This is a genomic window from Micrococcus lylae NBRC 15355, from assembly GCF_001570885.1.
Classification (GTDB): domain Bacteria; phylum Actinomycetota; class Actinomycetes; order Actinomycetales; family Micrococcaceae; genus Micrococcus; species Micrococcus lylae.
This window is the reverse complement of record NZ_BCSN01000005.1, coordinates 1-22,176: the sequence shown is the minus strand read 5'-3', so window position 1 is coordinate 22,176 and position 22,176 is coordinate 1. Positions and strand designations below refer to the sequence as shown.

The following is a 22,176-nucleotide window of genomic DNA, read 5'->3' as shown; positions in this document are numbered from 1 at the left end:
TGACTGTCTCTCATTGTGCCACGCCGGGCACGGCGGGGCGCGAATGCGCGTCGGCCGGTGTCAGGGCGCACGGCCTCCCGCGCAGGCGGACGCGATCAGCCGGTGGGGTCGTTGCCGGCCGAGAGCTCGTCCCAGGCGTCCATGGGATCGAGCTCCTCCTCGTCGCCGTCCGCTCCCCCGCTGCCTTCCCCGGCACCCCGACGCTGGCCCTCGCCCGCCGCCCGGGCCTCGCCGTCGCCGGTCGGCAGGGCACCGCCGCCCTCCGCGGCGGGCGCCTCGAAGCGGCGGCTGTGGGACCAGCGGCCCCCGGCCACCAGGGAGGCCAGGCCGGCGAGGACGGCGAGGATGCCGCCGGCGACGGCGACCCACGGCCAGAAGGTCACGGTGTAGGCGGCGGCGGCCTCGGTGGTGCCGGTGGCCGCGGAGACGGCGGGCGCGGCGGCCGCGGCGGGGTCGAGGACCGCCTGCCCGGCCGTGACGGCGAGAGCGGCCCCGGCGAGGACGAGCAGCATGCCCACGACCCAGCGGCCGATGCGGCGGGCGATGGTCAGGGCGAGTCCGGCGGCGAGGACGACGAAGGCCATGGCACTGATGACACCCGAGGCGTCGGATCCGTCCGCGGTGACCTCGGCGACGGCGCCGGAACCCAGGCGCGTGGCGTGGACCCAGGTCTGCCCGGCGGCGAGCAACACGAGTCCTCCGGCGGCCAGGGCGGCGAGGACGACGGTGCGGCGGCCCAGGCTCATGCGAGCTCCTCCATCTCGGACGCGGTCAGCACGGCACGCAGCGGCGCCGTGGCCTTGGTGACGGTCTCGTCGGCCTCGGACTGGGGCACGGAGTCGGCCACGATGCCGGCTCCGGCCTGCACATGGGCCTGCCCGCGGTGCAGGGTCACGGAACGGATGTTGATGGCCATGTCCATGCTCCCGGCGAGGTCGAAGTATCCGACCACACCGCCGTAGGGGCCGCGCCGGGTGGGCTCCCACCGATCCAGCAGCCGCAGCGCACGCGGCTTCGGCGCCCCGGAGAGGGTCCCGGCCGGGAAGGCGGACTTCAGCACATCCAGGGAGCTGCGGCCGGCGGCCACATCACCCTCGACGTGGGAGACGAGGTGGAGGATGTGGCTGAATGCCTCGACCTGCATGAACTGGGAGACGTTCACCGTGCCCGGCGTGCAGACCCGGGAGAGGTCGTTGCGGGACAGGTCCACCAGCATGACGTGCTCGGCCCGCTCCTTCTCGTCCTCGGCCAGCTCCTTGGACAGCAGCGCATCGTCCTCGGCGGTGCGGCCGCGGCGCCGGGAGCCGGCGATCGGGTGGGTGACCACGTGCCGGTCCTGCACGGTCACGAGGGCCTCCGGAGAGGATCCGACGATCTGATAGGGCTCGCCCTCGGGGGTCTCGAAGGTGAACAGGTACATGTAGGGGCTCGGGTTCACCATGCGCAGCACGCGGTAGACCGCCAGCCCGTCGGCCTGCGTGTCCACGCTGAAGCGGCGGGAGACGACGGCCTGGAAGACCTCGCCGTCCACGATGGCCTCCTTGGCCTTCGCGACGGCGTCCGTGAAGCCGTCGTCGCCCCAGCGGTCCTCGGCCTCGGCCGCGACCTGCTCGGCGGTGGCCGTCAGCCAGCGGTCCGGGACGGCGGTGACCGGGTCGTCCACGCCGGCCGAGAGCTTCGCGGACATGGCCTCCAGGCGGGCGACGGCGTCGTCGTAGGCGGCGTCCGCGCCGGTGGCCAGGCCGTTCACGTTGATCGCGTTGGCCACGAGCGTGATGGTGCCCTCGGCGGCGTCGTGGACTGCGAGGTCGGTGACGAGGTTCATCGCCAGCTCGGGCAGGCCCAGGTGGTCCTCCGGGCCGTCCGGCAGGTGCTCGAGGTGGCGGATGACGTCCCAGCCGAGGAAGCCGGTGAGGCCGGAGAGGAAGTGGGGCAGCCCGTCGCCCACACGAGAGCGCACCCCGGTGCCCAGGGCGGCCAGGGTCTGCTCGAGGACCTCCAGGGCGTCGCCCTCGGCGGGCAGGCCGGCCGGCGGGGTGCCCTGCCAGTGGGCCTGCTGTCCGACGGCGGTGAGGGTGGCGACGGAGCCGGCGCCGATGAAGCTGTAGCGCGACCAGACGCCGCCGGGTGCGGCAGACTCCATGAGGAAGGTGCCGGGCCGGTCGTCCGCAAGGCGGCGGTACAGGGCCAACGGGGTGAGGCCGTCGGCCAGGACGGTGCGGATCACGGGGATGACGCGGGCCTCACCGGCGAGGGCGAGGAACCGTTCGCGGGACGGGTGCACGGCGCCGGTGGGCACGCGGGCGGCGGCGAGGGCCTCCTGTGAGACGGTCGCGTCGGTGCGGGTGTCGGTGTGCTGGCTCACGTGGTCTCTCCTCGGTTCTCGTCGGCGGCGGATCGGTCGGACCGCGGGTCGGCCGGCTCGGCGACGACGCGGCCGGTGAAGCAGGACGCGGTCCCCGTGTGGCAGGCGGGCCCGGTCTGGTCCACCTGCAGCAGCAGCGTGTCCCGGTCGCAGTCGGCGGCCACGGAGAGCACGCGCTGCAGGTGTCCGGAGGTCGCGCCCTTGCGCCAGAGCTCTGCGCGGGAGCGGGACCAGTAGGTGGCCCAGCCGGTCTCCAGGGTGAGCCGCAGGGACTCGGCGTCCACCCACGCCAACATGAGGACCTCACCGGTGTCATGCTGCTGCGCGATGGCCGGCACCAGCCCGTCGGCGGTGAAGGACAGGCTCTCGACCAGGGCGGCGACGTCGTCGCCGGACGGGGGCGTGGAGGCGGTGGACGACGTGGAGGCGGTGGTCATCCCGCCATTCTACGGGCGTCGACGGGCCCTGCCTGGGCCCGGAGACACCGTGCTACGTTGAGGCGGTGACTGCCTCCGACCACCCCCAGCAGGGTCCCGGCGACGCCGTGACCGAGACCGACTACGCCGCCGCCTCGCGCGCCGCCCTGGTCGAGGCGCTGACGCATGCCGGACCGGAGCAGCCGACGCTCTGCGAGGGCTGGCGGACCGAACACCTGGCCGCACACATCGTGCTGCGCGAGACCTCCCCGCTGGCCGTCGGACTGCTGCTCCCACCGGCGGCGAAGCGACTGCAGGAGAAGACGATCGCCCTCGGCGACGCCCACGCGGACGAGGCCGGCTATGCCCGGCTGGTGGAGCGTGTGGCCGCCGGTCCGCTGGAGGGTTCCCTCGGGCAGCGGGCCCAGGACGACGGCCCCGTCGACTCCGGCGCCCACGGCACCGCCGACGCCTCACCGGAGGCGGGCGGCCGTCGTCGCAGTCGAGGGCGCGTCGCCGGCCTGGTCAGCCGTGCCGCGGCACTGCTGCGCCGCACCCCGATGGGTACGACCGTGGCCGACGAGGTGCAGCTGCTGGAGTTCTTCGTGCACACCGAGGACGTGCGCCGTGCGAAGGACCGCTGGGCCCCGCGCATCCTCGCCGACGACTACGCGGACACGCTCTACACGCATCTGAAGCGCCGCGCGAAGCTGCTCTACCGGTCCGAGGAGACCGGGATCGAGCTGGAGCGTCGGGCGCGTCCGGCCTCGCGCGTGGACAACTCCCCCGTCATGGTGAAGGCCCCCGGCGACGACGGCCGGTCCGTGCACGTGGCCGGCCCCGCCGGCGAGCTCGTCATGCACGCCTTCGGCCGCCGCACGGCCGCCCTGGTCCTCGAGGACGTCGTCGACGCCTGAGCCGAGGGCACTCGGCGTGGACGCGGCGACCGCCGGGGTCCGTCCACGCAGGCCGCGACGCGCTCAGCGCACGACGTGCCCGGCCTTGCGCAGGGCGTCCTTGACGGAGCCCATCATGTGGTCCGGGCCGAAGTGGAAGATGGAGGCGGCCAGGACCGCGTCGGCGCCCGCGGCGACGGCCGGCGGGAAGTGCTCCGGACGGCCGGCGCCGCCGGAGGCGATGAGCGGCACCCGGGTCACCGCGCGCACGTCGCGGATCATCTCGAGGTCGAAGCCGTCCCGGGTGCCGTCGGCGTCGATCGAGTTCAGGAGGATCTCCCCCACGCCGCGCTCGGCGGCCTCGCGGCACCAGGCGACGGCGTCCAGGCCGGTGCCGGTGCGGCCGCCGTGGGTGGTGACCTCGTAGCCGGAGGGGCAGCCGGGGTCCGTGGTGCGGCGGGCGTCCAGGGACAGCACGAGCACCTGAGAGCCGAAGCGACGGGTGATCTGCGTGATGACCTCCGGCCGGGCGACGGCCGCGGTGTTGATGGAGGCCTTGTCCGCGCCGAGGCGGAGCAGGCGGGCCACGTCCTGCTCCGTGCGCACTCCGCCGCCGACGGTGAGCGGGATGAAGACCTCCTCGGCGGTGCGGGTCACCACGTCGGCGGTGGTCTGCCGGTCCGCGGTGGAGGCGGTGACGTCCAGGAAGGTCAGCTCGTCTGCGCCGGCGGCGTTGTAGCGGCGGGCCAGCTCCACCGGGTCGCCGGCGTCCCGCAGGTTCTCGAAGTTGACGCCCTTGACGACGCGGCCGGCGTCCACGTCCAGGCAGGGGATGACTCGGACGGCGACGGTCATGGTGGCGCTCCTGTGGGTCGGCGGCTCAGAGACGGATGGCGTGGATCTCGGACACGAGGATGGCGCGGGCGCCGAGAACGTACAGCTCGTCCATGACGCGGTGGACGTCGTCCTTCTGGACCATGGAGCGGACGGCGACCATGGACTCGTCCTGCAGCGGCGAGATGGTCGGGGACTCCAGCCCGGGGGTGACGGCGGTGGCCTGCTCGAGCAGGGCCTTGTCCACGTCGTAGTCGATCATCAGCCAGCGACGGGCGACCAGGACGCCCTGCAGGCGGCGCAGGAGGACGTCGAGGCCCTCGGGGTGCTTGCCGGTCTGGCCGATCATGATGGCCTCGGAGGCGAGGATCGGCTCGCCGAAGACCTCCATGCCGGCGGCACGCAGGGTGTTGCCGGTCTCCACCACGTCGGCGATCGCGTCGGCGACGCCGAGGGAGACGGCCGATTCGACGGCGCCGTCCAGGTGGACGATCTCGGCGTCGAGGCCGATCTTCTCCAGGTAGGCGGCGAGCAGGCCGTCGTAGCTGGTGGCGATCCGTTTCCCGGCCAGCTCCGCGGTGGCGGTGAAGGTGCCGGCCGGGGCGGCCAGACGGAAGGTGGAGGCGCCGAAGCCGAGGGCCATGATCTCCTCGGCCGTGTCCTTCACGCGCGCGTCGGCGAACAGGTCGCGGCCGGTCAGGCCGACGTCGAGGGACCCCTGGCCGACGTACACGGCGATGTCGCGGGGACGCAGGTAGAAGAACTCGACCTGGTTCTCCGGGTCCACGAGGACGAGCTCGCGGGACGAGCGGCGCTGGTGGTAGCCGGCCTCGGTGAGGATCTCGATGGCCAGTTCGGACAGGGCGCCCTTGTTGGGGACGGCGATGCGGAGCATGGGGGTGTCCTTCCTGGACTCAGAGGTGGCGGTAGACGTCCTCGAGGGTGAGGCCCTTGGCGATCATCATCACCTGCAGGTGGTAGAGCAGCTGCGAGATCTCCTCGGCGGCGGCCTCGTCGGTCTCGTGTTCGCAGGCCATCCAGACCTCGGCGGCCTCCTCCACGACCTTCTTGCCGATCTGATGGATGCCGGCATCCAGCTCGGCCACGGTCTGTGAGCCGGCGGGGCGTTCCCGGGCCTTGCGGGACAGTTCGTCGAAGAGGGTGTCGAAGGTCTTCACGGGGGCCAGCGTAGCGAGGCCGGGCACCGCGGGTGCGGTGCCCGGTCTCTATGTGACGCGCAGCGGAGCGAGAACGCCGGTCAGCGGGCGGCGCGCTCCTCCTCCGGACCGTCCGGCAGGAGCGTCTCCACGTGGGGCTTCTCGTGGGCCTTGGCGCGCACCCAGACGAAGAACCCGATGAGGGTGAACACCCCGTAGAAGAGGTACATGAAGGCGGAGGCGTAGTAGCCGGAGGACCACAGCAGCGGCACACCCACGACGTCCACGGCCACCCAGATGAGCCAGAACTCGACCCAGCCCTTGGCCATGCCGTAGGTGGCCAGCAGCGAGCCGACGAAGGTCCAGGCGTCCGCCCACACCGGCTCCCAGGAGCCGAGGGCCCGGAACACCGGGGTCAGGGCGATCGTGCCCACGACCATACCGAGCGCCAGGAAGGTGCGGCCGCCCCAGCCGGCCCACTCCGGGGTGATGGCGCCGCCGTCCTGACCGCCGCCGTGTGCCTGGGACCGGCGCCAGCGGACCCAGCCGTAGACCGAGACGGCGATGAACATGACCTGACGGCCGGCCTGCCCGAGCAGCGTGGCATGGTCGGCGCCGCCGAACAGGGAGGACAGGAACACGGTCAGCAGGATCAGGTTGCCGATGATGCCCACCGGCCACGCCCAGACCTTGCGACGCATGCCGCCGAGGGCCGAGGCGAGCCCGAAGACGTTGCCGACGACCTCGCGGACGAGCAGGCCGCCTCCGCCGACGGGGATGTACCAGTTGAACAGGTCCACGAGCCACTGCATCAGGCGGTCGCCTCCTCGGCGTCGGCGGTGGCGTCGGCCGTCGGCCCGGGGGCGGTCTCGCCGGCATGCGGGGCCGGGGCCGCGCCGGAGACCGCTCGCAGGGCGAGCTCGGTGAGCACGGCGGCCTCGAGGGCCTCACGGCCCTTGTCCTCGCGGGAGCCGGGCAGGCCCGCCCGGTCGATCGCCTGCTGCTCGGTGTCCACGGTGAGGACGCCGAAACCGACCGGCACGCCGGTGCGGACGGAGACCTCGGTGACGCCCTGGGTCACGGCGGAGCAGACGTAGTCGAAGTGGGGGGTGTCCCCTCGGACGACGACCCCCAGGACCACGACGACGTCGTGGGTGCGGGTCAGGCGGGCGGCGGCCACGGTGAGCTCGATGGTGCCGGGGACGCGGACGAGGTCCGCCTCGAGGCCGAAGTCCGCGGCAGCGGCCTGTGCGCCGGAGACGAGGCCGTCCATGATCTGCTCGTGCCACTGGGCGGCGACGATGGCGACCCGCAGGCCGGCGGCGGCCTCGCGGTCGTGGGTGAAGGTCGGGGCTCCTGCTCCGCTCATGCGTGGTGCTCCTCGGTCTCGGAGGGACGGGTGATGGCGCCGGCGGCGTCCGCGGGGGACGGCGTCAGCGGGTCTGCGGGGCGGCCGGGGATCTCCGGGGCGCTCTCGCCGAGGGCCGGCAGGTGGCCCATGCGCTCGCGCTTGGCGGCGAGGTAGGCGCGGTTGTGCTCGTTCTCCGGTGCCGGGGCGGGGACGCGCTCGACGACGTCGATGCCCGCCCGGCGCAGCGCCGTGAGCTTCACCGGGTTGTTGGTCACCAGCCGGACGCAGGTGATCCCGGCGTCGGCGAGGATCCGGGCCGCGGCGCGGAAGTCGCGGCCCTCGGCGGGCAGCCCGAGGGCGAGGTTGGCGTCCACGGTGTCGAGTCCCTGCTCCTGCAGACGGTAGGCGCGGACCTTGTTGGCCAGGCCGATGCCGCGCCCCTCGTGGCCGCGCAGGTAGAGGACGGCGCCGCCGTGCCGGGCGGTGGCCTCCAGCGACCGCTGCAGCTGGGGGCCGCAGTCGCAGCGCAGGGAGCCGAGGACGTCGCCGGTGAGGCACTCGGAGTGCACGCGGACGGTCACGGGGCCGGCGGACGGATCGAGGTCCGGGGAGGTGAGCAGCACGTGCTCGGCGCCGGTGGCGGGGTCCGGGTGCACGGCGATCCGCAGGGGCCCGCGGGCCGTGGGCAGGCAGGCCTCGGCGGGCACGTCGTCGATCCGGGTGAGGAAGTCGGCCAGGTCCTCGATGGAGACAAGGACGAGGCCGTGCTCGTCCGCGAACTCGCGGAGGGCGGGCAGTCGCATCATGGTGCCGTCGTCGTGGGTGAGTTCGGCGATGGCCGCCACCGGGGCGAGGCCCGCCAGGCGGCAGAGCTCCACGCCGGCCTCGGTGTGGCCGGCCCGCTCGCGGACGCCGCCGTCCACCGCGCGCAGCGGGAAGACGTGGCCGGGGCGGGTGAGGTCGCCGGCCGCGGAGCCGGGGTGGGCCAGCACGCGGAGGGTGCGGGCGCGGTCGGCGGCGCTGATGCCGGTGGTGACGCCTGCCGCCGCGTCCACGGACACGGTGTAGGCGGTGCCCTTGGGGTCCTCGTTGGTGTCGGTCATCGGCGGCAGCGCGAGCCGCTCGGCCCAGGCCGCCGGCATCGGGGTGCACAGCACGCCGGAGGTGTGACGGATCGTGAAGGCGGTCAGCTCGGCGGTGGCCCGGGAGGCGGCGAAGATCAGGTCGCCCTCGTTCTCCCGGTCCTCGTCGTCCACCACGACGACGGCCCGTCCCGCGGCGATCGCGGCGATCGCCTCCTCGACGGGGTCGAGGCGGACGAGGTCGACACCGAGGGTCTGCTGCAGGTCCTGTCCGTGGCTCATGCGCGCTCCTCCTCGTGTGCCGGCTTCGCCTGTTCTGCCGGCTGCGCCTGGTCTGGCGGCTCCTCCTGGTCTGCCGGTGCCGTGGCGTCCCGCGGTGCGGGGATCTGGGCGAGGCGCTCGGCATAGCGGGCCATCACGTCGGTCTCGACGTTGAGCCGGCGGCCGGCCTCGAGCCCGTCGAAGGTCGTGGCGGCGAGGGTGGCCGGGATGAGACCGACCTCGAACCAGTGCTCGGCGGCGTCCGGGGAGGACACCGCGGTGATCGTCAGGGACGCGCCCTGGAGGGCGACGGCCCCCTGGGCGGGCAGGTATCGGGCGAGACGGGCGGGGACGCCGACGCGCACCCGATGCCAGGCGCCCTCGTCCGCGACCTCGAGCACCGTGCCGACGCCGTCCACGTGGCCCTGGACCAGGTGGCCGTCCAGGTGCTGGTGGGGCAGCAGGCACCGCTCCAGGTTGACGCGGGAGCCGGGCGCGAGGTCGCCGAGGGCGGTCATGCGCAGGGTCTGGCCCATCAGGTCGGCGCGGAAGACGCCGGGCTCGGCGTCGGCGTCGTGGAGCGCGGTGAGGCAGACGCCGTCGACGGCCAGCGAGCCGCCCTCGGGCAGGCCGTCGAGCACGCCGGGGGCGTCCACGACGATCGTCGCGACGTCCGCCTCCGGACGGTGCACCAGCTCCCGGACGGTGCCGATGTGCGTGATGATCCCGGTGAACACGGTGTCACTCCTTCCCTGCGGCCGTCGCCGGCCGCAGATGGGTCCAGGTGTCGGGGCCGAGCGGGCGGACCGGGCCGCCCTCGGCGGAGTCCGGGGTCCAGCGCACGGCGTGGGCGAGGGTGTCCACGGCCAGGCCGGACACGGCGGGCAGGCCGGCGCCGAGGAACGTCGGCGCGGTGTAGACGTGCAGCTCGTCGACGAGGTCGGCGGCGATCCAGGCGGCCAGCACGGTGGGACCGCCCTCGATCAGCAGGTGCTCGCATCCGCCGCGGCCGTGCGGCCAGGGGCCGGGGTGGGCGGCGATCGCCGCGAGCACCTCGGCGGGGTCGTGGGAGCGCAGGTGCAGAGGCTCCTCCCCCGCCGCCAGGGCGGGGTGGCCGCGCAGGGCGGCCCCCGCGGGGATCCGACGGTGCCCCATGACCACGGGGACCGGCTGGACGGAGGCGAGGGAGCCGTCGTCGTCCCGGGCGGTGAGCCGGGGGTCGTCCGCGAGCACGGTGCCGGTGCCCACGACGATCGCGTCCACCCGACCGCGCACGGCGTGGGCGTGGGCGCGGGAGGCGGGCGAGGTGATCCACTGGCTGGTGCCGTCCGCGGCGGCGGCGCAGCCGTCGAGGGACTGCGCCAGGTGCGCGGTGACGAAGGGACGGCCCGTGGCGCGGGCGCGACGCCAGCGGTCGGTGAGGGCGAGGGATCCGGCGTGTCCGGTCGGACCCGACACGTCGAGGCCGGCGGCCCGGAGGGTCTGTGCTCCCCCGCCGGAGGTGCCGGTCGGATCGGCGACGGCGTAGACGAGGCGGCCGATGCCGGCGGCGCGGACGGCGCCGGTGCAGGGTCCGGTCCGCCCGGTGTGGTCGCAGGGTTCGAGGGTGACGTGGAGGGTGCAGGCGGCCGGGTCGACCGCAGCGGCCTGCGGGTCGGTCTCGCGCAGGGCGGCCCAGGCGGCGAGGGCGTCGGCCTCGGCGTGCAGGGTGCCGGCGCCGCGGTGGCGGCCGACGGCGAGGAGCTGTCCGTCGGGAGCGGTCAGGACGGCGCCGACGAGCGGATTGGCGCCCCGGACGCCCTCGAGGGCGGCGGCGACGGCGAGGTCCATGGCGGCCTCGTCCGTGAGGTGCTCCATCTGCGTCCTCCCGTGCGCTCGGCGCTCCGGGTGGCCCTCACCCGGAGGCGCGCTCCGGGGGCATGTGGGGACGGACAGGGCAGGGTGCTGCGAAGAGACCTCTGCCGAGGCGTCGGCTGCGTGCTTCTCCCATCCAGACTCTTACTGTCGGTGCCGGAATTCCACCGGCTCAACCGTCCGCGTGGGCCGGGGCTCTCGCCTGGCTCACGCTCGCGGGTCGCGGACTGTCACCGCCGGTTCGGACTTTCACCGACCCCGGAGCACGTTAGCTGGGATCAAGTATGCCACGTCACGCCCTGCCGTGGGCGCAGGCGTGGGCCGCCGTCTCACGCAGCAAGCGGATGGCCGCGTCCGGGTCGTCCGCGCCGTAGACAGCGGAGCCCGCCACGAAGACGTCGGCGCCGGCCTCGGCGGCGCGGTGGATGGTGTCCGCGTTGACGCCGCCGTCCACCTGGAGGGCGAGCTGACCGCCCAGGTCGTCGACGGCCTTCCGGGCGGCACGGATCTTCGGCAGCACGAGGTCCAGGAACGGCTGGCCGCCGAAGCCGGGCTCGACGGTCATGAGCAGGAGCATGTCCAGCTCCCCCAGCATGCCCAGGTGGGGTTCGAGGGCGGTGCCGGGGTTGAGCGCCATGGCGGCCTTTGCGCCGCGGGCGCGCAGCTCGCGGGCCAGGCGCACCGGGGCCTTGGCGGCCTCGGCGTGGAAGGTCACGGAGGCGGCGCCGGCGTCCACGTAGTCCGGGGCCCAGCGGTCCGGGTCCTCGATCATCAGGTGCAGGTCCAGCGGCAGGTCGGTCGCCTTGCCGATCGCCTCGACCACCGGCAGGCCCAGGGTCAGGTTCGGCACGAAGTGGCCGTCCATGACGTCCACGTGGACGGCGTCGGCGGTGCCGATCCGGGCGAGCTCGTCGGCGAGGCGGGCGAAGTCGGCCGAGAGGATCGACGGGTGCAGGTGGACGGTCGGGGACGTCGCGGTCATGGCGGGCTCCTGTGGTGGGGACGGGCGGAGTATCCGGGTGGGTCCGGCCGGCTCAGGCCGGCTTCCGCACCAGGGCGAGGAACATGGCGTCGGTGCCGTGGCGGTGGGGCCACAGCTGGGCGGTCTTCGTCGCGGGCAGGCCGAGGTCACCCACGGCCACGGACTGCAGCGCCTGTGCCGCGTCGAGCTGCTCGAGCTCCGGGTGGCGGCGCAGCAGGTCCTCGGTCTGGACCACGGTCTCGGCCGGGTGCGGCGAGCAGGTGACGTAGGCGAGGACTCCGCCGGGGACCAGCGCGCCGACGGCGGCGTCCAGCAGCTCGGCCTGCAGGTCCGTGAGGACGGCGAGGTCGGCCGGGGTGCGGCGCCAGCGCGACTCGGGGCGGCGGCGCAGGGCGCCGAGCCCGGTGCACGGGGCGTCGACGAGGATGCGGTCGAAGCCGGGCGCGGCCTCGGGCGCCTCGGAGATCCGGCGGCCGTCGCCGGCGCGGACGGTCCAGGCCCGCTGCGGCACGGCGGTGAGCGCCCCACGGACGAGGTCGGCGCGGTGGTCGGCGACCTCGTTGGCGAGCAGGTGGGCGCCCCGCTCGGCGGCCAGCGCGGCGAGCAGGGCGGCCTTGCCGCCGGGGCCGGCGCAGAGGTCGAGCCAGTGCTCGGTGCCAGACGCGCCCGAGGCGACGGGGCCGTCGTCGTGCGCCTGTCCCCCGAGCGGGACGGAGGCCAGAGCACGGGCGGTGAGCTGGGAGCCGACGTCCTGGACGCGGACGACGCCGTCGCGGACGCCGGGCAGGCGGGCCGCGTCGCCGCCGGCGTGGAGGGCGGCGTCGGGGGCGATGGGGCTGGGCTCGGCGCCGGCGGCGAGCACCGGGCCGATGTCCCCGAGGCCGGGCAGCGCGACCACGTTGACCACGGGGGCGGCGTTGTCCGCCTCGAGCAGATCGGTGAGTTCGGCGGCGTCGGCGCCGTGACTGACGAGGGCCTGGCGCAGGCCGCGCACGATCCACGCCGGGTGCGAGTGACGGATGCCCAGGGACTTCTCGGACCCGTCCTCCGGGGCGACCCGGTCGAGCCACTGCTCGCGTGGCGTCTCGGAGATGCGGCGCAGGACGGCGTTGACGAAGCCGGAGGGGCCGGCGCCGATCCTCTCGCGCACCAGGGCGACGGTCGCGTCGAGCGCGGCGTGGGCGGGCACCCGCATGCCGAGCAGCTGGTGGGCGCCGAGGCGCAGGGCGTCCAGCACCGGGGCGTCCAGGTCCTCCAGGGGACGGTCGACGCACTCGGCGAGGATCGCGTCGTACAGGCCGATGCCGCGCAGGGTGCCGTAGGTCAGCTCGGTGGCGAAGCCGGCGTCGCGGCGGTCCAGGCGGCGGGCGCGGATGCGCTGCGGAAGCACGAGGTTGGCGTAGGAGTCGTCCTGGTGGACGGCGCGGACCACCTCGTAGGCCACGGCGCGGGCCGGGTCGGCCTGTCGCGTGCGCTGCGACGGGGCCGCCGCCGAGTAGTGCTTCCCGGCGCCGGAGCGGCCGCGGTTGCGGGTACGGCCCCGGGCGTCGCGGCGGTCCTGACGGCCCCGCCCGCGGCCGCGCCGGTCGTCCCGGCCGGATCCGTGTCCCTGTCGTCGATCGCTCATGCGCGGGTGTTCCCTTCGGCGGTGGTGCGGGCGGCGAGCCGAGCCGCGTGGGCGGCCTGCAGCCCAGCCGTGTGGGCGGCGAGTTCGGGACCGGCCAGCAGGCGGGGCGAGCCGTTGGCGCCGCGGGCCCAGTCGGCGGCGGCCATGAGCTTCTTGCCGGCCGGCTGGACACGGGTGAGCTCGAGCGCACCCGGGCCGGTGCGCAGCCACGCCTTCCGGGCGGCGACGAGCAGGTCTCCGGCGGACGCCTCGGCCACCTCGGCAGGCAGGGTCTGTTCGGCGTGCGGCAGGACGGCGTCGAGCTTGAAGCGGGTGGGGGCGTCGGCGGGGTCGGCGATCATCCAGCCCCAGGCACCGGGCTCCGGGGTGACCCCGTTGACCAGCGCGCCCACCGCGTCCGCGTCACCGGCGGGGTCGACGAGCCCGTCGGCGTGGGAGAGCTTCTCGGCGTGGGTCGGTTCGCCCTGCTGCGGCGTGGCGACGGCGGTGCCGGCAGACAGTCCGTCCAGCACCTCGACCACCAGCGGTCCCCCGTCCACGGCTAGCGCGGCGAGCAGGTCACCGGAGGTCTGGCCGGGTGCGACGTCCCGGTGCATGCTGGCGAAGACCGGACCGGTGTCCAGGCCCTCCTCGAGCTGGAACACGTCGGCGCCGATGCGGGTCTCGCCGGCCATCATGGCGCGCTGCACGGGGGCGGCGCCGCGCCAGGCGGGCAGCGTGGAGAAGTGCAGGTTGAGCCAGCCGTGCTTCGGCACGTCCAGCAGCTCGGCCGGCACGAGCGCACCGTAGGCCACGACGACGGCCACGTCCGCTCCCAGCGCACGGATCGCCTCGGCGGCCTCGGCGCCGGCCTCCCCGCGGAGGCGGTCGGCCTTGACGGTGGGGATGCCGTGGGCCTCGGCGGCCGCGGCCACCGGGGACGGGGTGAGCACCCGCTTGCGGCCCAGCGGGGCGTCCGGCCGGGTCAGCACGCCGACGACCCGGTGGCGGGAGGCCACGAGCGCCTCGAGCACGGGCACCGCGGTCTCGGGCGTGCCTGCGTAGAGGACACGCAGCGGTGCGCCCGCGTCCTGGGCGGACGCCGGCTCGGCCGGCTGGGCGGTGGTCTGCGCAGTCGCCTGCGCGGCGGGCGGGGCGGCGTGGTCAGTCATGGTCTCCTGGGGTGTCTGGCCGGTGGCGCACCGACGGGCGGTGCGGACACGGATGCTGCGGTGGCCGTGGGACGTCGGCGCCTTCCGAGGACGGAGGCGACGAGACGGCCCACGGACAGCATGCCATCCAGGTGGTCCACCGCGCGGTGGAGGCACCGGGCCGGCAGTCAGTCGCCCGGCTCGGGGTCCGGCAGGCCGTCGCCCGGCATAGGGGCCGGCAGTCCGTCGCCCGGCATAGGGCCCGGCAGGCCGTCGCCCGGCTCGGGCACCTCCTCGTCCTCGGCCCCGGGGCGGGGTCCGACCCGGTGCGGACCGGCAGGCTGGTCATCGGGCTGACGGTCCCTCGGCTCCCGCCGGAGCAGCCGTGGCGGCGTGGGATCCGGCCCGGGACGGCGCCCCGCCGACCGGTGCGCCGCTGCCGCGGGCTGCGGAATCGGCACCGTTGCCGGCACCGGCACGCTGCACCGGCGGCGGGCCGATCTCGCGCAGGGCGGGGCCGGCCTCAGCGGCGGCCTCCTGGTGGGTCCAGAGCTGGCGGAGCGCCCAGAACTTGTGCCAGTGCTGCTTGAGCACGGCGGGGTTGGCCTGGTGGACGGCCACCTCGGTCTCGCCGACGGCGACGCCCAGCAGCATCTCGGCGCCGCCGTGGGCCCAGGGCTCCCAGGTGCCGGCCTCGGCGTCGACGAGGGACTCCTCGGCCTGCAGGCCGGCCACGAGCTGCATGACCACCTTGGGGTCGAGCGGCTTGACCCGGCCGTCGCGTCCGGTGGTCTTGGTCTTGAAGTCGATCAGGCACAGCCGCCCGCCGATGCGCGCCACCAGGTCCAGCGTGCCCGCGTAGCCAACGGAGTCGTTCCAGACCGTCACCTCGGCCGCCACGGGCTGCACGCCGTAGAGGTCCCACCACTCGTCGAAGCGGTCGGCGTAGGCGCCCTCGCCGTGCTGGATCAGGGTCTGCCGGCACTCGGCCATGCGGTGCGGCCTGCCGAGGGCGCGGAGGGAGACCTGCTCGGCGTAGTCGTGGACCCGGTCGCCGCGCTCGGCGGCGGCGTCACGGTACTTGGCGGCGGCGTCCGCGTTCTGCCGAGCGATCTGGCGCAGCCGTGCCGAGGAGCCCAGCGCCTGTCCGAGCCGGGCGTCCTTCGTGGCGGCGTCAGCGGCCATCCAACCGACCCAGCCGTCCAGGTCCGCCTTCTCCAGGCCGATGACGGTGGTGATCGACGGCACCTCCGGCAGGCCGCCGAGCTTGCGCGAGTACATGCGCCCGCGCTCTGTGGCGTGGGCGAGGCGTGGCTGGGTCATGGTCCACCATTCTGGCAGGCGGTCCGGACGGGGCGTCGGGTCTCCACAGGTGAGACGGCTGACACCTCCTGCCCTGCAGGGCGCGCCCGCCCCCGATTTGGCATCCGCCGACGACATGGTCTAGAGTTCTTTCTCGTTGGAAAACGCGGCGAGCGGTTCCGATGAGGAAGACGATCGCCGCGTCGATCCATGCGGATGTAGCTCAGTTGGCTAGAGCGCCACCTTGCCAAGGTGGAGGTCGCGGGTTCGAATCCCGTCATCCGCTCGCATGACCTTTCAACCCTGGTCGGGTGGCCGAGAGGCGAGGCAGCGGCCTGCAAAGCCGTATACGCGGGTTCGAATCCCGTCCCGACCTCGCGGCTCCTCCAGAGATGGAAGGAACTGTACTCAGCAGTCGTGAGGCTGATGAGCGCGATTGGCGCAGTGGTAGCGCGCTTCCTTGACACGGAAGAGGTCACTGGTTCGAACCCAGTATCGCGCACGGACGGTGGTCTTCAGTGGCCGACCGGTTCTGCGGATGTAGCTCAGTTGGCTAGAGCGCCACCTTGCCAAGGTGGAGGTCGCGGGTTCGAATCCCGTCATCCGCTCCATTCATCTTCGAGGCCCTGTCGGCGATGCCGGCAGGGCCTCTTACGTCCTCGGTCAACCGGCGCCCAGCGCCCGCCGCAGCGCCTCCACATCGTCCATCACCTTGTCCGGCGTGTAGTCGAGTCCCTCGGCCAGCTCGTGGTTGAGGATGCGCCCCTGGGCCTGGAGCGCGGAGAAGGCCGCTCCCCCGGCACCGATCGCGCCGAGCACCGGCACAGCGCGCAGTACCCCGCGGCGCAGCACCACGGACTGCATGCGGGAGGCGAACCGGGCGAGTACCCGTCGGCAGATCGGTCCGATGACGCTGCGGCCCAGCAGGTCGGCCGGCAGCCCAGCGCCCGCGGCACCTGCCCTGGCACCAGCCCCCGTCCGGGCACCGAAGCCGGCGTCAGCACCGAAGCCGGCGTCAGCACCGATGCCGGCATCGGCGTCGAGCCCTCCGCCGGTCGACTCGCCTCCGCTGCGTCGACCCCAGTCGCCGTCGCCGTAGCCGACGGGACGTCCGTCGCGCTCCAGGCGCGGACCGGTGAGCCGGACGGCGGCCGCGGCGCCCTCCACCTCCAGCAGGCCGCCGAAGAGCAGGAGAAGCTGCTCGAGCTCCGCGTCGGTCGGCGGGGCGCCCTCGTGGTCGGTGCCGGAGAGCCGGTGCCCGTAGAGATAGGCGAGCTCCTGGGACAGGCGCAGGCCGAAGACGAGCTGCTGCATCACATCGGCGCCGGCGCCGGCGGTCATCGCCACCGGCCCTGCAGGCAGGGCGGACACCACGGCGGCCGACGAGGACCAGGCGGTCAGCTGCAGGACCCGCCGCAGGCCCAGGGCGCGCATCTCGGGCTCGGTGAGCACGGCGGCCAGGCCCTCGGTCAGGACCCGGCGGCGTGCGCCGTCGTCGGGAAGCAGGCCCCGGGCCTGCCTGAGGAGGAATCGCTCCCGGTCCACGCGGACGCCGGGGACGCGGAGGGCACGGCGGACGGCGGCCTCGACGGCCGACAGGGCCTGCCTGCCGTCCGGGTCGGTGCCGCCGGGCGAGGGCACGGAGCCGCTCATCGGCGGTCCCCCGCGCCGGTCACCGCGGCGTCACTTCTCCTCGGCGATGCCGAGCTGGCCCTCGCGGACGAGCGCGGTCATGCGGGAGACGGTGCGGAAGTACTTCTTCATGTATCCGCCGTGCATCATCTCGTGCGTGAACAGCTCGTCGAAGGCGGTGCCGGAGGCGACCACTGGGACGTCCTTGTCATAGAGCCGGTCCGCGAACACCACGAAGCGCAGCGCGGTGGCCTGCTCGGTGATGGTCTCCACGTTGTGGAGGGCGATGACGTCCACGTCCTTGACGAGCTCCCGGTAGCGCGAGGGGTGCACGCGGGAGAGCATGGCGGTGAGGTCGGCGAAGTCGTCCTCGGCCACCACACCGACGTCCGGGAAGTTCTTCGCCACGGTGTCCATGACCTCGGCGTCGTCGAGCGGGGCGGGGGCCTCGGAGAGGCCGCGGTGGCGGTAGTCCTCGCCGTCCACGCGGATCACCTCGAACTGCTCGGCGAGCACCTGGATCTCGCGCTTGAAGTCCTGTGCGGCGAACCGGCCTTCGCCGAGGGCGCCGGGCAGGGTGTTGGAGGTCGCCACGAGGCGGACGCCGGCGTCGGCCAGCTCGCGCATGAGGCGGGACATGAGGACGGTGTCGCCCGGGTCGTCCAGCTCGAACTCGTCGATGCAGACCAGGGTGTACTCCTTGAGCACGTCCACGGCCTTGCGGAAGGACAGGGCGCCGACCAGGTTGGTGTACTCCACGAAGGTGCCGAAGGCCTTCGGGCCCGGGGCGGCGTGCCAGGTGGAGGCGAGCAGGTGGGTCTTGCCGACGCCGAAGCCGCCGTCCAGGTAGATGCCGGCCGGCCCCGCCGCCCGCTTCTTCCCGCCGAACAGGCCGCCGAACAAGCCTCCGGAGCCGCCATGCCCGCCGCGCCCGCCACCGATCGAGGCCGCGAAGTCCTTCAGCCGGTTCACGGCCTCCGCCTGCGACGGATGGGCCGGGTCCGGGATGTAGGTGTCGAAGGACACCTCACCGAAGCGGTAGGACGGCTGGAAGCCGGCGAGCAGTTCGTCTGCCGAGACCTGCGGGGAGCGCTCGGACAGATGGACGGTCTGGGCCACGGCGGACTCCCTTTCCTTCGGCGTGCGTTGTCCCGGTTCACTGTACCGTCCGCCGCCTGCACCGACGATGACGGTTTAGGACAGCCTGCCTATTAGGACCCGCCGCCCTCGCGTAATCTGACGGCCGAGGGCCCGGCCCGGACGCCGGCCGCCGAACGCGGCGTCTCCGCACGGAGGACGGCACCGGAGAGGGCCCGCAGGCCAGACCCCATCGACAGGAAGAGGTGCCCCTGATGGCTGAGACCTCCACCGAGTTCGCCGAGTACGCCCACCCTGAGAAGCTCGTCTCCACCGCCTGGGTCGCCGAGCACATCGGCGACGAGGACGTCGTGGTCCTCGAGTCCAACGAGGACACCCTGCTCTACTCCACCGGTCACATCCCCGGTGCCGTGAAGATCGACTGGCACACCGAGCTCAACGACCCGGTGACCCGCGACTTCGTCGGTCCGGAGGCCTTCGCGGAGCTGCTCGGCTCCAAGGGCATCGGCCCGGACACCACCGTGGTGTTCTACGGCGACAAGTCCAACTGGTGGGCCGCCTACGCCCTCTGGGTCTTCACGCTCTACGGCCACAGGGACACCCGCCTGATGAACGGCGGCCGCGACAAGTGGATCGCCGAGGGCCGCGAGACCACCCGCGAGGTCCCGTCCGTCACCCCGGTCGACTACCCGGTGACCGACCGCGACGACACCACCGATCGCGCCGCCCGCGAGGACGTGTTGGCCGCCCTCGGCTCCACCCCGCTGATCGACGTGCGCTCCCCCAAGGAGTACACCGGCGAGACCACCCACATGGACGGCTACCCGCAGGAGGGCACCCTCCGCGGCGGCCACATCCCGACCGCCGCCTCCGTGCCGTGGGCGAAGGCCGCCAACGAGGACGGCACCTTCAAGTCCCGCGCCGAGCTCGAGGCGATCTACCGCGACGAGGCCGGACTCGGTGAGACCGACAAGGTGATCGCCTACTGCCGCATCGGCGAGCGTTCCTCCCACACCTGGTTCGTGCTCAAGCACCTGCTCGGCTACGAGGACGTCCGCAACTATGACGGCTCCTGGACCGAATGGGGCAACGCCGTGCGCGTGCCGATCGTCATGGGCGACGAGCCCGGCCAGGCCCCGCAGCGCTGACCTGCGCCCGGCGGACTCGCCCGGAGCGGCGTCCGCCTGCCCCGCCTCACTGCCTGGGATCTCAGGGACTTCCCGACGGCGGCCGGTCGCCTTCCGCACGAAGGTGACCGGCCGTCGTCGTCCGTCTGCGGCATGGAGAACCGGTGGCCCAGGGCTGAAGGACGCCTCCGCTGACGTTCTCTGGGCCTGCCGGCGGCGGCATGGGGTCCTAGGATGGTGAGCCATGACCGAGAACACCGCGCTGCCCACCGCCCTGGCCGAGATCGTCGACGACTTCACCGCGGTCCCGGACCCGGAGAAGCTGGAGCTGCTGCTCGAGTTCTCCGACGAGCTGCCGGAACTGCCGGCCCGCTACGACGGGCATGAGGAGGAGATGGAGCAGGTCGTGGAGTGCCAGTCCCCGCTCTTCCTGGCCGTGGAGATCGAGGGCGAGCCCGCCGGCGGACAGTCCGTGATGCGCCTGTTCATCACCGCACCCCCGGAGGCGCCGACCACGCGGGGCTTCGCCTCCGTGCTCTCGCAGGGACTCGATGGGCTGACCGCCGCCGAGATCCTCGGCGTACCGGACGACATCCCGAATCGCCTCGGCCTGGCCCAGGCGCTGACGCCGCTTCGCCTGCGCGGCATGTCCGCGATGCTCGGCCGCATCAAGCGCAACGTGAGGGACCTGACGGCCGAAGGCTGACGATGGCGCGCAGGAAGGACGCCGGGGATGCGCCGACGCCGGCCGTCGCCGCACTGACCCGGGCGGATGCCGTTCACACCCTGCACCGCGTGGAGATCGACGACGGACACACCGCCGCGGACGCCGTGGGCGTGGGCGAGCGGATGGCCACGGCGCTGGGCGTGGAGCCGGCCCGCGTGTTCAAGACTCTGATGGTGCAGGTGCCGGATGGTTCGCTGGCGGCCTGCGTGGTCCCGGTGTCCGGGCGGCTTGATTTGCGGGCCGCGGCGAAGGCCCTCGGGGCGAAGAAGGCCGTGATGGCCGACCGCGAGGAGGCCGAGCGCAGGACCGGATACGTCCGCGGCGGGATCTCACCGTTCGGCCAGCGGCAGCGGTGCCCGGTGCTGGTGGACGAGAGCGTCCTGAACTGGGCCACGGTGTTCGTGTCCGGCGGGCAGCGGGGGCTGGACATCGAGATCGCGCCCGCTGACCTCGTGCGGGTTGCGGACGCGACGGTGGCGCCGATCGAACGAGGACCCTAGCGAAGAAGCGTTCTACTGATACAGATCCATTTATCAGTGGAACGCTTCTTCTCTTTGCTGAGGGGTGTCAGTCTGCGATGACGCGGTCGAGCCGTTCCCACAACGCGTCGTCGAGCGAATGGGAGAAGGTCGCCGTCATGTGATGGGAGTCCATGTAGACCAGGGCATTGCCAACCACGGGCGCGCAGACCGGACCCGGGCAGATGAAGTCGTTGAGGTCGATCACCTCGACCTCGGGCACCTGCTCGGCAGCGGCGAGGATGTCCGGGGTGCCGGAGTCCGCCAGGCCCTCCTCGCGGTCCCAGGAGCAGGCCGCGATGTCGTCGCTGTGGCGTTCGACGCACTCCGGCACGGGCCGGCTCGCATGCGGCGGGTCCGCCAGCACCACGGTGTGGTCCGCGTGGGCGACGAGCTTCTTCCATCCCTCCGCCATGCCGTCGGCGGCGGAGGAACCGTCCGCGTCACGGTAGAAGCTCGCCGAGGTGATGATGACGTCCGCCTGCTCGGCCTCGACCTCCTTGATCACCTTCTCGTTCCAGGAGGTGCATTCGGTGAACGGGCGCGGTCCGCCGTTCTCCTCGGACAGTTCCACGGTGTGCGTGGTGATCGGGCAGGCGCCCTTGACGTAGGAGACCATGTTCCATCCCCGTTCGAGGGCCTCGTCCACGATCGCCTCAGACCAGTGGTGGACGTGGGAGTCACCGACCAGCAGGACAGTGGTGTCAGCGTCCGGGTCGCCGTCCTCGCAGCGCTTGGCGGTGTCGTCCGCGGCCTCGACCTGGCAGTCCCGATACAGCAGCGGCGAGCCGTCCCGGGAGCCCGAGGACGGTGCGGGGACGATCTGATCGACGCTGAGCCCGGCGAGCTCGTCCATCGGGTCCCAGCCCTCCGGCGGGGAGGCAGGCTCCTCGGCCTCGGCGTCCTCGGCGGAGGCGAGGGCTTCCGCCCGATTCGAGCCGGCGGCCGTCGTCCCGTCGGCGGGTCCGGGCTCCGGGTCCTCGTCGGTCGCGATGCCCGCGCCGGCGGCCCCGGCGCCGGCGACCGCCCCCTCGGTATCCGGCAGGGCGGTGCGCTGGGCGGCGGTGAACGCGAGCGCCAGGGCGAGCGCGCAGACGCCGGCGGTGGCGAGGCCACCGGCCAGCAGCGGGCGGAAGGTGCCTCGGCGTCGACGACGGCGTGCCTCGGCCCGGGTCTGGGCGGCGGTGGGCGACGCTGCGGCCGAATGCGCCCCCATGAAGGGCTTCTCGACGGCGATGCGCAGCAGCCAGGCCACGGGCACCGACGCAGCCGCCAGGACCAGGCCCAGCCACAGGGGAAGGCCCTCGGCGAACCGCCAGGAGGCGATCGCGATCACCGGCCAGTGGACGAGATACAGCGAGTAGGAGAGGTCGCCGACCCACCGTGCCGGCCGCGAGGACAGCAGGGTGCCGACGCCGGCGCCGTGGCGATCGCCCTCCGCATGGGTGCCGGCCAGGATCATCAGGGCCGAGCCGACGACCGGGACCGCGGCCTTGTAGCCCGGGAACACGGTCTCTTCCGTGAAGACGACGACGGCGGCCAGGACCATGGCCAGACCCGTCCAGCCGAGCACGACACGGAGCCGGGCGGGCAGTGCGGGCAGGAGCACGACGAGCGCGGCCAGTGCCGCGCCGACGCCGAGCTCCCAGGCGCGCGTGGTGGTGATGAAGTAGGCTGCCCCCGGGTTCTGCGGGGTGTAGAGCACCGAGTGCACGAGGGACACGACGCTCACGACGACGGCGACCAGGAGGACCCGGGCGGCGACGGCGCGGGGATCGAGGGCCGACTCGCCGGCAGCGGGGGCGGCCTGTCGAGCG

General features: G+C 73.7%; 21 protein-coding genes, 4 tRNA genes, 1 pseudogene and 1 riboswitch. Of the genes and pseudogenes, 8 read left to right on the top strand and 18 right to left on the bottom strand.

The genetic code is table 11. The features are described from left to right. Positions 1 to 95: 95 nt before the first annotated feature. From MLY01S_RS02265 to hisI, 3 genes are all read right to left on the bottom strand, one after another. Positions 96 to 746 (bottom strand): Trp biosynthesis-associated membrane protein, encoded by a 651-nt coding sequence (locus MLY01S_RS02265; protein ID WP_245232069.1) that lies wholly within the window; start codon positions 744 to 746, stop codon positions 96 to 98. Continuing rightward, positions 743 to 2,299, bottom strand: a complete 1,557-nt coding sequence (locus tag MLY01S_RS02260; protein ID WP_067188977.1) for a chorismate-binding protein — start codon at positions 2,297 to 2,299, stop codon at positions 743 to 745. The genes MLY01S_RS02265 and MLY01S_RS02260 overlap by 4 nt, the downstream gene beginning before the upstream one ends. A 62-nt stretch (positions 2,300 to 2,361) precedes the next feature. Further along, positions 2,362 to 2,802 carry a phosphoribosyl-AMP cyclohydrolase gene (gene hisI / locus MLY01S_RS02255; RefSeq protein ID WP_067188901.1) on the bottom strand — a complete coding sequence of 147 codons (441 nt, stop codon included), beginning with the start codon at positions 2,800 to 2,802 and terminating at the stop codon, positions 2,362 to 2,364. A 65-nt stretch (positions 2,803 to 2,867) separates the two neighbouring features. Here hisI and MLY01S_RS02250 point away from each other — a divergent pair, with 65 nt between their 5' ends. After that, positions 2,868 to 3,698, top strand: a complete 831-nt coding sequence (locus MLY01S_RS02250; RefSeq protein WP_067188899.1) for a maleylpyruvate isomerase family mycothiol-dependent enzyme — start codon at positions 2,868 to 2,870, stop codon at positions 3,696 to 3,698. A 63-nt stretch (positions 3,699 to 3,761) separates the two neighbouring features. Here the strand turns inward: MLY01S_RS02250 and hisF are convergent, their stop codons facing one another. The 12 genes and pseudogenes from hisF to MLY01S_RS02190 all read right to left on the bottom strand — a co-directional run bounded on the left by hisF (position 3,762) and on the right by MLY01S_RS02190 (position 15,278). Beyond that, positions 3,762 to 4,532 carry an imidazole glycerol phosphate synthase subunit HisF gene (gene hisF / locus MLY01S_RS02245; RefSeq protein ID WP_067188897.1) on the bottom strand — a complete coding sequence of 257 codons (771 nt, stop codon included), beginning with the start codon at positions 4,530 to 4,532 and terminating at the stop codon, positions 3,762 to 3,764. Positions 4,533 to 4,557: 25 nt separating this feature from the next. Continuing rightward, a complete protein-coding gene (gene hisG / locus MLY01S_RS02240; RefSeq protein ID WP_067188896.1) occupies positions 4,558 to 5,406 on the bottom strand; it encodes an ATP phosphoribosyltransferase in 849 nt (282 codons plus the stop codon). 19 nt (positions 5,407 to 5,425) lie between these two features. After that, entirely contained in the window at positions 5,426 to 5,689 is a 264-nt protein-coding gene (locus tag MLY01S_RS02235; RefSeq protein ID WP_067188894.1) for a phosphoribosyl-ATP diphosphatase, read from the bottom strand. Between the two features lie 80 nt (positions 5,690 to 5,769). Continuing rightward, positions 5,770 to 6,480, bottom strand: coding sequence for a nicotinamide riboside transporter PnuC (pnuC, locus tag MLY01S_RS02230; RefSeq protein WP_067188892.1), 711 nt, complete (start codon positions 6,478 to 6,480; stop codon positions 5,770 to 5,772). A gap of 95 nt (positions 6,481 to 6,575) precedes the next feature. Next, positions 6,576 to 7,037, bottom strand: a pseudogene (gene ribH, locus MLY01S_RS02225) (6,7-dimethyl-8-ribityllumazine synthase); the annotation flags it as partial. After that, positions 7,034 to 8,383: a 3,4-dihydroxy-2-butanone-4-phosphate synthase gene (ribB, locus tag MLY01S_RS02220; protein WP_082739529.1), complete on the bottom strand. Its 1,350-nt coding sequence runs from the start codon at positions 8,381 to 8,383 to the stop codon at positions 7,034 to 7,036. The gene ribB and the pseudogene ribH, both read right to left, overlap by 4 nt. Further along, positions 8,380 to 9,099: a riboflavin synthase gene (locus MLY01S_RS02215; RefSeq protein ID WP_067188890.1), complete on the bottom strand. Its 720-nt coding sequence runs from the start codon at positions 9,097 to 9,099 to the stop codon at positions 8,380 to 8,382. Before MLY01S_RS02215 ends, ribB begins: the two co-directional genes overlap by 4 nt. Before the next feature lie 4 nt (positions 9,100 to 9,103). Further along, positions 9,104 to 10,219 carry a bifunctional diaminohydroxyphosphoribosylaminopyrimidine deaminase/5-amino-6-(5-phosphoribosylamino)uracil reductase RibD gene (gene ribD / locus MLY01S_RS02210; RefSeq protein ID WP_067188888.1) on the bottom strand — a complete coding sequence of 372 codons (1,116 nt, stop codon included), beginning with the start codon at positions 10,217 to 10,219 and terminating at the stop codon, positions 9,104 to 9,106. A gap of 117 nt (positions 10,220 to 10,336) precedes the next feature. Further along, positions 10,337 to 10,486: riboswitch (FMN riboswitch) on the bottom strand. A 22-nt stretch (positions 10,487 to 10,508) separates the two neighbouring features. Next, positions 10,509 to 11,198 (bottom strand): ribulose-phosphate 3-epimerase, encoded by a 690-nt coding sequence (rpe, locus tag MLY01S_RS02205; RefSeq protein ID WP_067188886.1) that lies wholly within the window; start codon positions 11,196 to 11,198, stop codon positions 10,509 to 10,511. A 52-nt stretch (positions 11,199 to 11,250) separates the two neighbouring features. Beyond that, the gene (locus MLY01S_RS02200) at positions 11,251 to 12,825 is read right to left on the bottom strand and encodes an RsmB/NOP family class I SAM-dependent RNA methyltransferase (protein WP_067188883.1); all 1,575 of its coding nucleotides are present in this window, start codon (positions 12,823 to 12,825) and stop codon (positions 11,251 to 11,253) included. Then, complete coding sequence (locus tag MLY01S_RS02195; protein ID WP_067188975.1) at positions 12,822 to 13,880, bottom strand: methionyl-tRNA formyltransferase; 1,059 nt, start codon at positions 13,878 to 13,880, stop codon at positions 12,822 to 12,824. Before MLY01S_RS02195 ends, MLY01S_RS02200 begins: the two co-directional genes overlap by 4 nt. Positions 13,881 to 14,300: 420 nt before the next feature. Then, the gene (locus MLY01S_RS02190) at positions 14,301 to 15,278 is read right to left on the bottom strand and encodes a cytochrome (RefSeq protein ID WP_245232070.1); all 978 of its coding nucleotides are present in this window, start codon (positions 15,276 to 15,278) and stop codon (positions 14,301 to 14,303) included. 191 nt (positions 15,279 to 15,469) lie between these two features. Between MLY01S_RS02190 and MLY01S_RS02185 the strand changes: the two genes are divergently transcribed. The 4 genes from MLY01S_RS02185 (at position 15,470) to MLY01S_RS02170 (ending at position 15,868) form a co-directional block, all read left to right on the top strand. Further along, positions 15,470 to 15,543, top strand: a tRNA-Gly gene (locus MLY01S_RS02185). A 19-nt stretch (positions 15,544 to 15,562) separates the two neighbouring features. After that, positions 15,563 to 15,633: transfer RNA gene (locus MLY01S_RS02180), tRNA-Cys, on the top strand. Positions 15,634 to 15,687: 54 nt separating this feature from the next. Further along, positions 15,688 to 15,759 (top strand) — tRNA-Val (locus tag MLY01S_RS02175). A 32-nt stretch (positions 15,760 to 15,791) separates the two neighbouring features. Further along, positions 15,792 to 15,868, top strand: a tRNA-Gly gene (locus tag MLY01S_RS02170). Between the two features lie 52 nt (positions 15,869 to 15,920). On the opposite strand, the gene MLY01S_RS02165 is transcribed toward MLY01S_RS02170, so the two are convergent. Continuing rightward, positions 15,921 to 16,910 carry a hypothetical protein gene (locus MLY01S_RS02165; RefSeq protein ID WP_067188881.1) on the bottom strand — a complete coding sequence of 330 codons (990 nt, stop codon included), beginning with the start codon at positions 16,908 to 16,910 and terminating at the stop codon, positions 15,921 to 15,923. A gap of 30 nt (positions 16,911 to 16,940) precedes the next feature. Then, positions 16,941 to 18,008 carry a cell division protein ZapE gene (zapE, locus tag MLY01S_RS02160; protein ID WP_067188879.1) on the bottom strand — a complete coding sequence of 356 codons (1,068 nt, stop codon included), beginning with the start codon at positions 18,006 to 18,008 and terminating at the stop codon, positions 16,941 to 16,943. Between the two features lie 233 nt (positions 18,009 to 18,241). Between zapE and MLY01S_RS02155 the strand changes: the two genes are divergently transcribed. The 3 genes from MLY01S_RS02155 to ybaK all read left to right on the top strand — a co-directional run bounded on the left by MLY01S_RS02155 (position 18,242) and on the right by ybaK (position 20,341). Further along, a complete protein-coding gene (locus MLY01S_RS02155) occupies positions 18,242 to 19,135 on the top strand; it encodes a sulfurtransferase (protein ID WP_067188877.1) in 894 nt (297 codons plus the stop codon). Between the two features lie 223 nt (positions 19,136 to 19,358). Next, positions 19,359 to 19,820: a SufE family protein gene (locus MLY01S_RS02150; RefSeq protein WP_067188875.1), complete on the top strand. Its 462-nt coding sequence runs from the start codon at positions 19,359 to 19,361 to the stop codon at positions 19,818 to 19,820. Positions 19,821 to 19,822: 2 nt separating this feature from the next. Continuing rightward, positions 19,823 to 20,341, top strand: coding sequence for a Cys-tRNA(Pro) deacylase (gene ybaK / locus MLY01S_RS02145; protein WP_067188873.1), 519 nt, complete (start codon positions 19,823 to 19,825; stop codon positions 20,339 to 20,341). 67 nt (positions 20,342 to 20,408) lie between these two features. Here the strand turns inward: ybaK and MLY01S_RS02140 are convergent. Continuing rightward, on the bottom strand, positions 20,409 to 22,176 hold a 1,768-nt coding region (locus tag MLY01S_RS02140; RefSeq protein WP_067188871.1), incomplete at its 5' end, for an acyltransferase family protein.

Bases quoted from the DNA above. Each gene is read 5' to 3' on its own strand.
- MLY01S_RS02265 (WP_245232069.1), bottom strand. From the start codon at position 746: ATGAGCCTGGGCCGCCGCACCGTCGTCCTCGCCGCCCTGGCCGCCGGA.
- hisI (WP_067188901.1), bottom strand. From the start codon at position 2,802: ATGACCACCGCCTCCACGTCGTCCACCGCCTCCACGCCCCCGTCCGGC.
- hisF (WP_067188897.1), bottom strand. From the start codon at position 4,532: ATGACCGTCGCCGTCCGAGTCATCCCCTGCCTGGACGTGGACGCCGGC.
- hisG (WP_067188896.1), bottom strand. From the start codon at position 5,406: ATGCTCCGCATCGCCGTCCCCAACAAGGGCGCCCTGTCCGAACTGGCC.
- pnuC (WP_067188892.1), bottom strand. From the start codon at position 6,480: ATGCAGTGGCTCGTGGACCTGTTCAACTGGTACATCCCCGTCGGCGGA.
- ribB (WP_082739529.1), bottom strand. From the start codon at position 8,383: ATGAGCCACGGACAGGACCTGCAGCAGACCCTCGGTGTCGACCTCGTC.
- ribD (WP_067188888.1), bottom strand. From the start codon at position 10,219: ATGGAGCACCTCACGGACGAGGCCGCCATGGACCTCGCCGTCGCCGCC.
- rpe (WP_067188886.1), bottom strand. From the start codon at position 11,198: ATGACCGCGACGTCCCCGACCGTCCACCTGCACCCGTCGATCCTCTCG.
- MLY01S_RS02200 (WP_067188883.1), bottom strand. From the start codon at position 12,825: ATGAGCGATCGACGACAGGGACACGGATCCGGCCGGGACGACCGGCGC.
- MLY01S_RS02190 (WP_245232070.1), bottom strand. From the start codon at position 15,278: ATGACCCAGCCACGCCTCGCCCACGCCACAGAGCGCGGGCGCATGTAC.
- MLY01S_RS02165 (WP_067188881.1), bottom strand. From the start codon at position 16,910: ATGAGCGGCTCCGTGCCCTCGCCCGGCGGCACCGACCCGGACGGCAGG.
- MLY01S_RS02155 (WP_067188877.1), top strand. From the start codon at position 18,242: ATGGCTGAGACCTCCACCGAGTTCGCCGAGTACGCCCACCCTGAGAAG.
- MLY01S_RS02150 (WP_067188875.1), top strand. From the start codon at position 19,359: ATGACCGAGAACACCGCGCTGCCCACCGCCCTGGCCGAGATCGTCGAC.
- ybaK (WP_067188873.1), top strand. From the start codon at position 19,823: ATGGCGCGCAGGAAGGACGCCGGGGATGCGCCGACGCCGGCCGTCGCC.